The sequence below is a fragment of the Aeromonas sp. 603404 genome (assembly GCF_049171775.1).
GTDB classification, from domain to species: Bacteria; Pseudomonadota; Gammaproteobacteria; order Enterobacterales; family Aeromonadaceae; genus Aeromonas; species Aeromonas veronii_A.
In genome coordinates, this window is sequence record NZ_JAAKPE010000010.1 from 41,077 (window position 1) to 55,267 (window position 14,191).

A 14,191-nucleotide genomic window follows, 5' to 3' on the forward strand; every position below is an offset into this window, starting at 1 on the left:
TTATTTTCAGCACCTTGCATGCTTTTTGGTCGATTGCTGCCCTTGCTGGCGCAGCAGAACCGGTACAGATGGGCCGAACAGCCCATAGGCATACCCGAACTCGCCGTTCTACGTCGGTTCACCGGGTTTACAGGGGGGCGCCGGGCCGCAGGTTTTACCTGCAACCCGCACAGGGGGGATGTCAGACGGATGGATGAGCGGCGGGGTCGATCGTTGCCAGCGCCCGCATCTCCAGCTGCTGCTCGCCGGGGCGACAGACCAGCACCGAGCCTTGCTCGAACCAGTCCCCCAGCACGATGCGCCGCGCGGGCTGGCCATCGAGGATGAAGTCGTGGATGGCGGGTCTGTGGGTGTGGCCGTGGATCATCATCCGGCAGTCTTGCTGGCGCAGCATCTCGTCCACCGCCGCGGGCGTTACATCCATGATGATCTGGCTCTTGTGGGCATTTTCCATCTGGCTTTGGCCGCGCATCTTGCAGGCGATGGCCTGACGGCGAGCGAGCGGCAGCCGCAAAAAGAGCCAGCGCAGCCACTTGAGCTGGGTGATGCGACGAAACTTCTGATACCCCTCATCCAGGGTGCAGAGCAGATCGCCGTGGCTCAGCACTACCCGCTCCCCATAGAGGTCGATCACGCAAGGGTCACCCAGCAGGGTCATCCCCGCGCACTTGGCAAACTGCTGGCCCAGCAGAAAGTCGCGGTTGCCGTGGATAAAGTAGATGGGCACGTTCTGCTGGCTCAGGGCCAAAAAGGCATCGGCCATCTGTTGATGGAGCGGATTGGGGTCATCATCGCCAATCCAGAATTCGAAGAGATCCCCCAGCACATAGAGGGCATCGGCGCCGGGGGCGTCGTGCTCGAGAAAGCGCACCAGTGCCGCGGTCATATCGGGCCGCTGGGCAGAGAGGTGAATGTCACTGATAAAGAGGGTGCTCATGATGTGGGGATCGGGCTCTCGGTCGAAACAGGGCAAACAGGGGTGGCAGAGATAGTAGACACAACAGGGGACGGATCGTGTGCTGCGGGCGCCATCGCGCTAGTTGAGGTATGGATATCGTCACGGGATGGCGGCTGCCATGACAGCTCGGCCAGATTGCATCCCTCCAGCGTCAGCAGCGCTTCATAAGGATCGCCCTCCAGCCCCAGCAACCGGCACATGGCCGCCTCCCCTTTTAGTCCCTCTTCAAGGCGCAGACGTAGCACGTCACGGTAGAAGGCATCACCAAAACGCTCTAGCAGGGCCGCCATCAAGGTGAGGTGGCGCCAGCCGTTCTGCATCTCGATGGGAGCTGGGGTGACATAGAGCTCCAGTAGCCAGCAGGCATCGCTCTTGTAGCAATCGCTATCGATACTCTTCTGCTCGAGGCAGGAAAAGGTGCGCTCCAGCAGCCAGACATTGTCGCCTTTGTCGCTCGCCTGCCAGCCTTGCTCTGCAAAAGTAGCGGCAAACTCGGCGGGATCTGGATGCTGGCAGAGGATATCGAGATCGCTGCCCGGCCGATCCAGGCCGATGGCGAGCGTGCTCACCAGTGCCATATCGGCGCACTGCGCGGCCAGCTCATCCCACACACCGGCGGTGAGCAGGGCATGGGCCGAGCGCTGGCGCGGGTTGCCGTGGGCCAGATAGTCGAGGCGGCGCCAGTTTGGGCTGGCAGTGGAGGAGGCAGATGGAAAAACTGCGGCCGGGGCCGCAGTTTTGTCAGTGCCGAGTCGGCAGAGATCAGTCAGCAAGGGTCACCTTGGTGATCACCACGTCTTCGGTCGGAACGTCCTGGTGGATACGGCCGTAGTTGCCGGTCTTGACGCCCTTGATCTTGTTGACCACGTCCATACCGGCGGTCACTTCACCGAATACGCAGTAGCCGAAGCCCTGAGTGGTAGCGGATTTGAAGTCGAGGAAGTCGTTGTTGTTCACGTTGATGAAGAACTGGGCGCTGGCAGAGTGCGGCTCCATGGTGCGAGCCATGGCGATGGTGCCGATCTTGTTGGACAGACCATTGGCCGCTTCGTTCTTGATGGGGGCGCGGGTGTCTTTCTCTTCAAAGCCCGGGGCATAGCCGCCGCCCTGGATCATGAAGCCGTCGATGACGCGGTGGAAGATGGTGTTGTCGTAGTGACCGTCACGGCAGTATTGCAGGAAGTTGGCCACGGTTTCCGGGGCTTTTTCAGCGTTCAGGGTGAGGGTGATGTCGCCGTGATTGGTGTGCAGAGTGACCATGATATGTCCTTTCATTTGATGCGGACGACGAAGTGCCCGCAGGTGTATGGCATAAAGTGGTGGCAATTCTAGCCCATCAGGGGCTGGCGGCATAGTCTCTCTGGCGCCGTAACCGTGCTGGCAGGCGGGATTGGCCACGTTTTCTGCCTCGTTTTCTGCCCCTGAACGGGGTATCATGACCAACCATTTTACTCACAGGCAGTGGTTAGAAGATGCTGAAGATATACAACACACTCACTCGTCAAAAAGAAGAATTCAAACCTATCCACCCGGGCAAGGTGGGCATGTATGTGTGTGGTGTCACCATCTACGATCACTGTCATATCGGCCACGGCCGCACCTTCGTCGCCTTTGATGTGGTGGCTCGCTACCTGCGTTACGCCGGTTACGACCTCACCTACGTGCGCAACATCACCGACGTGGATGACAAGATCATCAAGCGTGCCGCCGAGACCCAAGTGACCTGCGACGAGCTGACCGAGCGGCTGATCGGCGACATGCACGCCGACTTCGACGCCCTTGGCATGGTGCGCCCGGATATCGAACCGCGCGCCACCCAGCACATCGAAGAGATCATCGAGCTGGTGCAATCCCTGCTGGAAAAAGAGCACGCCTACGTGGCGGATAACGGCGATGTGATGTTTATCGTCGAATCCTACGCCGACTACGGCAAGCTCTCCGGTCAGGATCTGGAGCAGCTGCAAGCCGGTGCCCGTGTCGACGTGGTGGATGCCAAGCGCAATCCGCTGGACTTCGTGCTGTGGAAGATGTCCAAGCCGGGCGAGCCGACCTGGGAAAGCCCCTGGGGCCCGGGCCGTCCTGGCTGGCACATCGAGTGCTCCGCCATGAACTCCAAGCACCTTGGCAACCACTTCGACATCCACGGCGGCGGCTCCGATCTGCAGTTCCCGCACCACGAGAACGAGATCGCCCAGTCCTGCTGCGCCCACGGTGGCGATTACGTCAACACCTGGATGCACAGCGGCATGGTGATGGTGGATAAAGAGAAGATGTCCAAATCCCTTGGCAACTTCTTCACCATCCGCGACGTGCTGGCTCACTACGACGCCGAAACCGTCCGTTACTTCCTGATGTCTGGCCACTACCGCAGCCAGCTCAACTACTCGGAAGATAACCTCAAGCAAGCCCGCGCCGCGCTGGAGCGGATGTACACCGCCCTGCGCGATCTGCCGGCAGCCGCCGCTGCCGGTGGTGACGAGCAGGTGGCTCGCTTCAAGGAAGCGATGGACGACGACTTCAACACCCCGGAAGCCTACTCCGCCCTGTTCGATCTAGTGCGCGAGATCAACCGCCAGAAGGGTGAAGACATGGCCGTTGCCGCCGCGCTGGGCGCCCGTCTGCGCGAGCTGGGCGCCGTGCTCGGCATCCTGCAGCAAGACCCCGAGGCTTTCCTCAAGGGTGATGAGGCGGACGAAGAGGTTGCCGAGATCGAGCGCCTGATCGCCGAGCGCAATCAGGCCCGTGCCGACAAGAACTGGGCCGCGGCGGATGCCGCCCGTAACCGTCTCACCGAGATGGGTATCGTGCTGGAAGACAGCGCCGGCAAGACCAGCTGGCGCCGTGCCTAAGGGCCGCCGGTTGACGATCTGACGCAGAGCGCAGCCCTTGGGCTGCGCTCTTTTTTTCAGGGCCCAGCGCTTGGTTCAAGGCGCGGCCCATGCAAGCGAACATAAGGAAGATGGCACCATGAAGATATCCAGCTGGCCCGTGCTGGCACTGGCTCTCTCAGCGGCGGCCCTGATCGCCCCGGCCCATGCGGGCACCACCACCAGCGGCAAACTCGATCCGGCCGCCAGTGCCCGCGCCAAGGCCAAGGTGGCCCAGTTTCTTGACTGGGAGCGCCAAGTCAAACCGAGTGGCCTCTATCAGAGCGATCTTGGCGGCGCGCTGCCCACTATCGTCTCCCCCGAGCTGCTCTGCCTGCTCAATGCCGCCTCAAAGGCGCGCGAAATCGCCACCCGCGAGGCCCCCGACGAGAAGCCCCCCTTTGTCGAGGGCAACCCCTTCCTGCCCAACGCCTGGGATAACCTGCTGGGCTCGGAGATCCTCTCGTCGCGCGCCATCGCCGGCAGCCGGGATCGCAGCGAGGTCAAGGTGCGCTTCACCTTTGGCGAGCCGGGTACCCCGCTCGACGCCCCCAGCGGCACCTACCGTTTTGTCAGCACCTATCTGGTACAGGACGGGCCGCAAGGCGCCCGCATCACCGATATTGACGCTGGCGGCAGCTGCGACTTCTGCCAATCCGGCAGCCTGCGCGCCGCCCTCTACGAGACGCTCACCGCCTATCCCGCCGCAGGGGGAGAGCAGTGCAAGGGGTTGGGGAAATAGGGTTTTGGCTTGAGAGAGAAAGTGTTTGGGGAATAGAAATAAAAACCGCAGCTCAAGGCTGCGGTTTTTATATGGACAATTACAGTATTATAAAAAATTTCAGGTGGGATGCTTGATGGCATTTTAATGTATGAAGAAACCTATGCTTTTTAGTTTGTTTTTTTCAGGATCCTTTAGTTTTTTTACTGCCCAGATTAAATAATGTTTAGGTCTAGATGACGCGACATAAGCAAATCTTGCTGATTCAGTATCTGGAGATTTAATCCAATTTAGCCAGTTAGAGTCATTGCCTGCTTGTGGCGATGATATGACGACTGTGACGTCATGTGTTTCACCTTTTGCTCCGTGAATTGTTGATTTTCGGTATGAAATCATTGGTTTGAACGCTGTGCCTAATGTAGTTGTTACTTCTTCTTCTGATAATCCGGAAGGAGAAACTAACTTTACATCATCTAAGCTAGATATCGATTTGGCTATTAATTCAGAGCAAAATTTTTGTTTTGATAGGGAGTGAATAAATTGCTTTGCTAGTTTAGTCCATACAGACCATGATTTATCCATGGCTTTTAGATCATGATTTACAAGATAGTTCAATGAAGCACATAAAAATTTTCGCCACATAAGATTGGAAGAGATTGATTGAGGACAATTAAAACTATTAGGTCTATAACTTTCCTTAAGGTGATGACTAATAAACTCGGAGAAAAGTTGTATGGATGTATTCAGGTCATCAGGGTCATCAATATTAAATAATTTGATGGACAGAGCTAGTTTCTGTATGTTTTTTAACTTTTCTATATTAGTCTGGAACTTTTGCAGGATAGAGTGTCCTCTTGATAAAATTACGTTGTTCTCGAATTGAGAAAATATTTTATCAAAGCTGCTCACAAGCTCTGTAGGGCAGACATCATATTGCATCACTATGCATCTTGGTTCGAGCCAAGATATATTTCCTATTATATCCGAGCGGCCGGTGATTTTGGCACAAACGTTAATTATATTTTGGCAACTACGAAAATTTCTAGTTAGCTTTAAGTGTAAAAAATCATTGTTAGTAACAAACTCTGTAACTTTAATTGGTTCAACATCGCGGAAACCATAGATGGCTTGATGAAGATCCCCCACAAAATGCAATGTGGCCCCATTGTTTGCAAGAGCTTGAAGGATAGTTAGTTGCTCTTCTGATAGGTCTTGGCATTCATCGATAATAATCAATGGGTAGCGCTTTGCAAGTAACTCGAAATATTGTTGGAACTTGCTGTCATTGACAGCCATGATAGCTAGATATTCAATATCTTTATAGGTAGCAAATCCCCCTTGAAACATTCTTAATTTAGTGTCTTGAAAATCTTTAATTTGCCAGTCGGTTAGAGTCAGTTTGCTTAGAGCTTTATCTGTTATCGGATCCCCAGTGTTAAATATAATTCCATCGCTTTTCATGTCAAAAGAAAAGTGATGGGCATATATATTTCCTCTCTGAGCATAACTATACTTTGTTCTATAACCCAAAGTAACAGATGTATCAATTATTTTTATTGATGCATCATTTCCTTCCTCTACATATTTTGTCAACTCTGTTACTAATGGGGAAACAATATTTTTATAGATGAAGCTATCAAATGTTCCGAGAGTGTGAGGGAACATTACCTTTGCTTGCAATAGATGTGTTGAGATTCTGTTCGTCAGTTCATCGGTAGCGCTATTAGTAAAAGATAATATTGCAATTCCTCCGGGATACTGACCCCAAGAACTAATTTCTTTTGCTACTTTTGCAGAAACCACCTCAGTCTTTCCACTACCGGGGCATGCCTCTAAAAAGGTGTGTTTATTAATACTGGAATTGATATATTTCAATTGTTCTTCAGTAAATTCCATGAACATCAAATTCCTATATGGTGTTTAATGATGATGCCCATAGAATGGCATTTTTAATATAATTTGGGACAGAGAAATTCTGTGGGTTTTCTTGAATTTTATCTGTCATTATTTGGGCGAACATGCCTTTTCCTATATTGTCATCATCAATTCTATTAAGAATTTTATGTGCTGCAATGGCGACTTCTTCCTGTGATTTTTTAGTCCAATCCTCACTCGACATTGCTGTGAATTCATCAATTATTGAACTTTTACCACTTATAGGTTTAGGCCACAGAGAGGCTATTATTTCAGACATTAGTGCTGCATTATTCCCCTCCATTGCAAGGTCATATTCTAGAGTCTTATATTTACTAACGAACAATCTAGCATAGGTTGAGGTGTTAATTGATTCAACCAGCTTTATTGCATGATTTGTTCCATGCATTAAATTTCCTTCATATGGAATGAAGTCAACATCAATTTCTTGTGATTCATCTTCGGTTGCTGTATTTGTGTTTTTAACTTTTATTTTCTTGGGCGGATCTAAATCAGTTATACCCGCACATCTAATCGGGATACTACAGTGTTCAGTGTCTTCATCGTCGCAGGTTTTGATATTGCAATATAGCTGCATGAAGTGTTGAAAATATATTCCGTTAAGATTGATTGTTGAAATTCCTAAGTCCTCAAGGCTATTCTTTCCATTTTCTTGATCGTTAAGCACGATTCTGGCAATGGCAGGGAGTAGCATTTGTTCTGCAATACCCTCAACAAGAATAACACCACTTGCAAATAACAAATTGGATTTTGTGACATCTAACCAACGGTTAATAAATTGAGTGCTATTTGGCTTTAGTCCACAATTCTTTAATGGGGTTGCAACAGGATTATGAGATTTTGATAAGTGGATGATAGATTCAATGTCAACAGATGAAGCCAAAACAGTAGAGTGGGTAGTTACAATAACTTGAACGTTTTTGTTATTTTCAGCGACGTTTTTTAGGTAGTTTAGTAACCTAATTTGTAGTTGAGGATGTAAATGAGCCTCAGGCTCCTCAATGAGAAGTAGTTTTAAAAGAGGCTGGTCATCATCCCCATCATTCAGTGTGAGCTCTGCAAGAATTGATGCAATATATAATAGGTTATTATATCCTAAACTGTTCTGGTTTAGGTTTCTGAATAGTTCTCTATCATCTTTTGATAAATTAGGGAAAAACAATAAAGTTAAACTTTCCGCAATCCTAGTGAAATCAGTTTCAGCAAACTGAATGCTTGTGTTTTGCCCAAAATGATAACCTATTGCTTTTGTGAGATTTTCTGTTATCAATTCATTTGCGTGTTTTATGCTCAGGCCATCATCAGTTGCAAGAGATGTATTAAAATCTTTTATTTTCTCCTCAAGTGGATGTAACTTTCCATTCTTTTTGCATCTCATGAGTTCTTTATGGTTTATTGCTTTAAGTAATTTTGATAAACGTGATTGACGGCCATTGGATAGCTTTAATTCTGCATCACGTAAAGGCGGTAAATATACACATTGGATGAGCTCTAAAAGTTCTGGGTCAAACTGAGAACTACGTGAGTTACCGCCCCAAATCACTCTTTTAAAACGACCAAACCTTTCTTTATTTTCAACTTGTAAATTTAAGTGAGCGGTTTTTTTTGAACCAACCCACGGGAGTAATGCCACTTTGTCAATTAAATCTAAATCATCAAATTCTGCTTTAATGGAAAAGAATTGGTATGGATTATCATTTGACTCGAAGGAGTTGAAAAAATCATCACTGCTGATGTTGTATCTTCCAGACTCAGAGTCGTGAAAGAGTTGTCTAATAGCGCTTATTATTGCTGTTTTTCCTGCACCATTCTCACCTACTATTACATTTAGCCCATTTGTTAGTTGGATTTTAAAGTTTTCATTGAAACAACGAAATCCTTGAACATTTAGTTCATGTAAATACATGTTGATTCCTGCTTAATTAGTTTATAAAAAGTCGATAGTTTTAGACGAGGGCTGTATATTCGTTTTGCGAAGCGTAATCGGGCGTTCGAGAAATAAGGTGTTATTACTGTGAAATACTCACTATCGGGCCTTCAATATAAAACCGTTCCCCGATAGGGACATCTGCTGCTTGTCGTTGTATTGACCATGATTTTTTCACCTATGCAACCATCTTGATGAAGTCTGTTGCATAGGTGCGACAATCTGATCTCGCCATGGGGTGGGCGATGGGCTGGCAGCGAGACAACAACCCGCCCGATCTTTGCCCCGAATAGGCTGGGGGCTGTTAGCGCGGTGCAATGCGCTGCGCTTGTTGCACCCTACGTCTGTTTACCGGCCTCGGTGTTGCGGGTTGGCTGTTGCCCCCTGTTGTTCGCCGGGGTGAGCCCGTTTGTCCCATACCGTAGGGTGCAATGAACGAAGTGAATTGCACCTCAATTCGACGCGGGGTTGCTTGCAGCGTCAGGCTTGGCGGATTGCGTCATGGGCTTCACCTGCAAGGGGAGCGGTTAGCACGGACGATTACGCTACGCTAATCGACCCTACCGACCCTGCTGGCGAAGCCATGCCAACGGGGTTGGTGACCCCTCACCCTAACCCTCTCCCGCAGGGGGAGAGGGGACGGTTACCGCGGTGCAATGCGCTGCGCTTGGTGCATCCTACGCTTCTCCCGCAAGGAGAGAGTTAGCGCGGACGATTACGCTTCGCTAATCGACCCTACCGACCCTGCTGGCGAAGTCATGCCAACGGGGTTGGTGACCCCTCACCCTGGCCCTCTCCCGCAAGGGGAGAGGGGACGGTTACCTTGGCGCAGGGGCGGGAGACCGGCTGGTCTCCGTTAAAGACGCTACCGCCCCTGACTGTCGCTGCCACATTGCGCCGTTGACCTTGGTTTGGGAAAAGGGGCCAACAGGCGCCGCCAAATATCTTACGGATTCATTGAGCGCTTAACTATGGCGGCCATCACGCAACTATCAGAAACCAGAGGTTTTTTTGCGCTGGCACAAGCTTTTGTTAATTACTGATTGATTAATTGTGGGGTAAACCTTGTGCGGTTGGTCGCCTTGGGCAATCCGTTGCTATCACCTTGATTTAAAACGGCGATCACAGACTTTTTGCGCCGTATGCCTAGACTGGGTTGGCCGCGGTCGCTGACCGCCGCCTCTGGATCAGCAGACAGGGTATAACTGAGCTGGCTCACCCCTATGTGTCACTGATGGAGGAGTCGGCCATGTCCGCTACCCGTATCTGGATTAAAAACCCCCTTGCCACCTTTACCCCCGAAGCGGTCGATGGCCTCGGCGGGCTGGTGATTGAAAACGGCCTGATAAGCGAGGTGCTGGCGGCAGGCCAGCAGCCTGCCAAGCCGTGTGATCAGCTGTTCGATGCCCGCGACCATGTGGTGCTGCCGGGCCTTATCAATACCCACCATCACTTCTACCAGACCCTGACTCGCGCCTGGGGGCCGGTGGTCAATCAGCCGCTCTTCCCCTGGCTCAAGACCCTCTATCCGGTCTGGGCCAGATTGACGCCGGATGCGCTGGCGCTGGCGAGCAAGGTGGCGATGGCGGAGCTGCTGCTCTCGGGCTGCACCACGGCTGCGGATCACCACTACCTCTTCCCGCGCGGAATGGAGGAGTCCATCGATATTCAGGTGGCGGCGGTGCGTGAGCTGGGGATGCGCGCCATGCTGACCCGCGGCTCCATGAGCCTTGGCGAAGATGAGGGGGGCTTGCCGCCGCGCCACACGGTGCAGGGGCAGCAGCAGATCCTCGATGACAGCTTGCGGCTGGTGCGCCAGTATCACGAGCGCGGCGCCGGGGCGCAGATCCAGATTGCGCTGGCCCCTTGCTCCCCCTTCTCGGTGACCGAAGAGATCATGGTGGAGAGCGCCAGACTCGCGGCCGAGCTCGATGTGCGGCTGCACACCCATCTGGCGGAGACGCTGGATGAGGAGGCGTTCTGCCTTGCGCGCTTTGGCCTGCGCACCGTCGATTATCTGGAGAAGGTGGGCTGGCTTGGCGATCGCACCTGGCTGGCGCACGGCATTCATTTCAATCCGGACGAGATTGCGCGGCTGGGGGCGGCGGGCACCGGGGTGTGCCACTGTCCGGTCTCCAATATGCGGCTCGCCTCCGGCATCTGCCCGACTCTGGATCTGGAGGCGGCCGGTGCGCCGGTGGGGCTCGGGGTGGATGGTTCGGCCTCCAATGATGCCTCGAACCTGATGCAGGAGGCCCGTCAGGCGCTCTATCTGCAGCGGCTGCGCTACGGCGCCGAGCGCATCACCCCGCGCAAGGTGCTGGAGTGGGCGACCGTTGGCTCGGCAAGGCTGCTCGGGCGCGGCGATCTCGGTGAGCTGCTGCCCGGCAAGCAGGCAGATCTGGCGCTGTTCAAGCTTGACGATCTGCGCTTTAGCGGCAGTCACGATCCCATCGCGGCCCTGATCTTGTGCGGCGCCGAGCGGGCCGATCGGGTGATGGTGGGCGGCAAGTGGCGGGTGGTGGATGGCGCCATCGAGGGGCTGGATATCGAGCAGCTTATTGCCCGTCACAAGGTGGCCGCCGCCGCGCTGGTGCATGGCTAGCCGACTCTGGTGCCACTCTGCCAATAGCCGCAAAGCTGTTCTCACTGGTGAGCCGCGGACCACCTTGCTCTGCTTTCGGGCAAGACTTGGGCCGATAGCATCGGCCCGCAGCCTGCGGCTTCCTCTCTCTTGGCCCTTGCCTCTTTCAAGGAAACCTCTGGATAGACAACTGGTACCAGCCCCTCTCCTTTCTACCGGGGCAGAACCTGAGGCGCCTGTACTTCCCCCGATAGGGAGGGCCTATTTCATCAGGCAGCCTCTGCTGCTGACCAGCGCCCCTTACTTGTGACCCCATGGAGTCGGATAGCGAAATGGAGGGATCTCCCGTTTCAATTGGGAGTAGATGACAAGTGCAGGGAGGATAATCCACCACCTCACAGCCAGGCATAGCAAGCATATGAGGGGCTTTTTTCCCCCTGCCGGAACATGCTTCCCCTAATCTCGGAGGAATATCACAAGGCCTGATTAGTCGACGAGAGACAACAAAAAACCCGCAAAGCCTTTGGCTATGCGGGTTTTGATATTTTTTAAGACTGTAATATGGTGCCCGAGGCCGGAATCGAACCGGCACGACGCGAACGTCGAGGGATTTTAAATGCTATTGGCAAGCCTTTAAAATCAAATAGTTATTTTAAAACAATGAGTTATGAATGCGATATAGAGTGACAAAATGCGGTGTTCTGCGAGCTGTGTGGATCAAATGTGGACACTACCGCAGCTTGTTCACTGTCAGCGGATTGAGCCGCAAAGCATCTTCAAGGTGGTCCGGGGCAAAGTGGGCATAGCGCATTGTCATGGTGATAGTTGAGTGCCCGAGTATCTTTTGCAACACCAGAATGTTACCACCGTTCATCATAAAATGGCTGGCAAAGGTGTGCCGCAGCACATGGGTACTCTGCCCCGCCGGTAACTGGATCCCAGCCTTGTTGATGGCGGATTCAAAGTGGTGGTAGCACTCACTGAACAGTTTCCCCCTGCGCTTGGGGATGATGTCGATCAGCTCTTGGTTGATGGGCACGGTTCGGCGCTTTCCGCCTTTGGTGTGAGTGAAGGTCAACCGGTTCTGTGACACCTGCGACTGGGTCAGGTCCTGGATTTCTCCCCAACGCGCCCCCGTGGCCAAGCAGAGTCGCACCACAATGCCGAGGTCTGGATTGCTGGCCGTGTCGCAAGCATCGAGCAGGGCCTTGATCTCGTCAGGGTACAGAAACGCCAGCTCTGATTCGGTAACCCGGTAAAGCCGCATCCCGGCTAACGGATTCTCTGCCGTCCACTCACCCAACCGCTTTAGTTCATTGAACACGGCTCGCAGGTAAGCGTGATCACGGTTCACCGTCGATGCGCTCACCCCCTTCCCTTCTTGCGTCGCCGCCCGTCGATCGCTCACTACGCCAGAGAGACGCGCCTCACGGTATTTGGCAAAGTCATTACCGGTAAACTCAGCAGCCAGTGGGTTGCCCAAGCTTTCGCAGATCAGCAGCAGTTTGGAGCGACGCTGCTCACCATCACGCAAGCTCTGGCCATGCAGGCCATACCAACGTTCAACCAGATCAGACAAGCGCCGGGTATCTGCCACAGGTTCGGCGGCCTGCTCATCATCACCCAGCCAAGGTTTTTCAGCGAACTGTTCAAGCTGCCACAGCTCCCAAGCAGCCGCCTCGCCTTTGGTGGCAAATCGCTTGCGCCTGCGCGGCCCATTGCGACCACCCGGGCGAATATCGGTAAGCCAAGGTAGTGGCTTGCCGTCGTCAAGTTTGCGAACGGTCATTTATCAATTCCAACTGTTGTGACCAATCTCTAGGAATATGTTGTTTATTCATTGAATGCCGCATTAAGAAAATGAACCCCAGTCACACAACGCGATTTCAAATCAGGGTCTTCACCAGTTATGTGCATTTCAATGTGCAGAGATCCGCCTTCTTTTCTAAATGGCATGACCTCGCCATTCATACCTTTGAAACCTTGTTTCTGAAGAGGGTAAAAAAATGCTAATCTAGTCTCTTGCTCATGTATGAAGGTTATCGGCTTGTAAAAAACAAGATCGCTACTATTCTTCTCAAATAACAATTGAAATTCATGATAGTATTGAATGTCGCGAAAAATTACTTCTGAACCGGGGTAGTCATCGTTCAGTATAGAATCCATCTCGTTCTTGAGGATGTCTAAATTTATCTCAACACAGACATCAGCCTTAAAAATCTTAAATAACTCAGCATCATTCTTGCGTTTGCTAAAGCAGACACAGTAGCAATGACGAACAGGAACAGACATGGTCGGATGATCATATAAGTCTGATGAATTAATATCAAACCCATTAATTTTAATTTTCACATCTTCCTTGTCAAGCTTAAATGACTTTTGCTCCTCTTCATCCCGCATGCTCTCATTTTCGATTCTTTTATAATGACTTATGTCGCTAAGCCTTGGTAATCTCTTACCAGAAATAAGACCAGATAAGTACTCTCTCTTTCCATATAAATAGCGAATGGTCATAAATCACCTGTGATTGTTGGTATTCCATTGGGAATTTATCCCGACAAGCCAGAGTATTTTCTTGCTGTAATAGAGATTACGGATGGTTATAATCCCAATTTTTCCTGTATGGCCTCTTTTCCTAATTCATATTGAATTGCATTAGTGTCTAACGCTAGGAGAATTAACGGCCTCACATATGTAATGTAGGAAAATGAGATTGGTCCTTGCCATGGATAGTCTACTGCCTCCTTTCCACTTCTTTGACGCAAGTTATTTGCTATATCATGGATGTCATCCTTATCCAATCCTTCAACGCCAAGTCTTTCGGCTCCAATCACACCCAAATCAGAAAAGTAAACTCCCATTTGCTCTTTGGACATGTAAAGTGTTTGCCATTTCATCGAATGCCAAGTAGCTCCTGGCAAGTACGTCTCTTCAGTAAAATCGAAGTCATAGAATGAAAGAACCGTACTGATGAAAATATACAGACCAATTAGTGCAGGCATAATCTCCCCCTAAATTCATATAATCTCGACTGGTTCAATGATGACCAACGAGTATCTATTTTTTCGCCGTATTGTACCGCTGCATTTTTGTGTCTGCGGGCGTCATATACATGGGTGCCAGCAGACGTGCCCGCCATCATGTCGATATGGTTTGCATATTTCTTTGCAGGAGGAGCAATAAGAACCGCCATTGCAGA

Annotated in this window: 11 protein-coding genes; 3 read left to right on the plus strand and 8 right to left on the minus strand. The window is 51.5% G+C overall.

From position 1 onward, the window contains the following. Window positions 1–181: 181 nt before the first annotated feature. The 3 genes from lpxH to G5306_RS13795 are packed head-to-tail and all read right to left on the minus strand — an operon-like array spanning window position 182 to window position 2,218. Window positions 182–937, minus strand: coding sequence for a UDP-2,3-diacylglucosamine diphosphatase (lpxH, locus tag G5306_RS13785; RefSeq protein ID WP_421312998.1), 756 nt, complete (start codon window positions 935–937; stop codon window positions 182–184). Next, window positions 934–1,731 carry a DUF4269 domain-containing protein gene (locus G5306_RS13790; protein WP_216953311.1) on the minus strand — a complete coding sequence of 266 codons (798 nt, stop codon included), beginning with the start codon at window positions 1,729–1,731 and terminating at the stop codon, window positions 934–936. The genes lpxH and G5306_RS13790 overlap by 4 nt, the downstream gene beginning before the upstream one ends. After that, complete coding sequence (locus tag G5306_RS13795; protein WP_033115878.1) at window positions 1,721–2,218, minus strand: peptidylprolyl isomerase; 498 nt, start codon at window positions 2,216–2,218, stop codon at window positions 1,721–1,723. The genes G5306_RS13790 and G5306_RS13795 overlap by 11 nt, the downstream gene beginning before the upstream one ends. Before the next feature lie 212 nt (window positions 2,219–2,430). Here G5306_RS13795 and cysS point away from each other — a divergent pair, with 212 nt between their 5' ends. After that, window positions 2,431–3,807, plus strand: a complete 1,377-nt coding sequence (gene cysS, locus G5306_RS13800) for a cysteine--tRNA ligase (protein WP_106843960.1) — start codon at window positions 2,431–2,433, stop codon at window positions 3,805–3,807. A 118-nt stretch (window positions 3,808–3,925) separates the two neighbouring features. Beyond that, the gene (locus G5306_RS13805; protein WP_127006522.1) at window positions 3,926–4,567 is read left to right on the plus strand and encodes a hypothetical protein; all 642 of its coding nucleotides are present in this window, start codon (window positions 3,926–3,928) and stop codon (window positions 4,565–4,567) included. Window positions 4,568–4,690: 123 nt separating this feature from the next. Here G5306_RS13805 and G5306_RS13810 read toward each other — a convergent pair whose 3' ends face one another. Continuing rightward, entirely contained in the window at window positions 4,691–6,442 is a 1,752-nt protein-coding gene (locus G5306_RS13810; protein ID WP_421312999.1) for a UvrD-helicase domain-containing protein, read from the minus strand. A gap of 13 nt (window positions 6,443–6,455) precedes the next feature. Beyond that, window positions 6,456–8,387: an ATP-dependent nuclease gene (locus tag G5306_RS13815; protein WP_421313000.1), complete on the minus strand. Its 1,932-nt coding sequence runs from the start codon at window positions 8,385–8,387 to the stop codon at window positions 6,456–6,458. A gap of 1,270 nt (window positions 8,388–9,657) precedes the next feature. On the opposite strand from G5306_RS13815, the gene G5306_RS13820 reads away from it, so the two are divergent. Next, window positions 9,658–11,013: an 8-oxoguanine deaminase gene (locus G5306_RS13820; protein ID WP_421313001.1), complete on the plus strand. Its 1,356-nt coding sequence runs from the start codon at window positions 9,658–9,660 to the stop codon at window positions 11,011–11,013. Window positions 11,014–11,722: 709 nt separating this feature from the next. On the opposite strand, the gene G5306_RS13825 is transcribed toward G5306_RS13820, so the two are convergent. The 3 genes from G5306_RS13825 to G5306_RS13835 form a co-directional block, all read right to left on the minus strand. Continuing rightward, a complete protein-coding gene (locus G5306_RS13825) occupies window positions 11,723–12,781 on the minus strand; it encodes a phage integrase (protein ID WP_421313002.1) in 1,059 nt (352 codons plus the stop codon). Between the two features lie 44 nt (window positions 12,782–12,825). Continuing rightward, window positions 12,826–13,506 (minus strand): hypothetical protein, encoded by a 681-nt coding sequence (locus G5306_RS13830; protein WP_421313003.1) that lies wholly within the window; start codon window positions 13,504–13,506, stop codon window positions 12,826–12,828. Between the two features lie 86 nt (window positions 13,507–13,592). Then, a complete protein-coding gene (locus G5306_RS13835) occupies window positions 13,593–13,994 on the minus strand; it encodes a hypothetical protein (protein WP_421313004.1) in 402 nt (133 codons plus the stop codon). Window positions 13,995–14,191 lie beyond the last annotated feature (197 nt).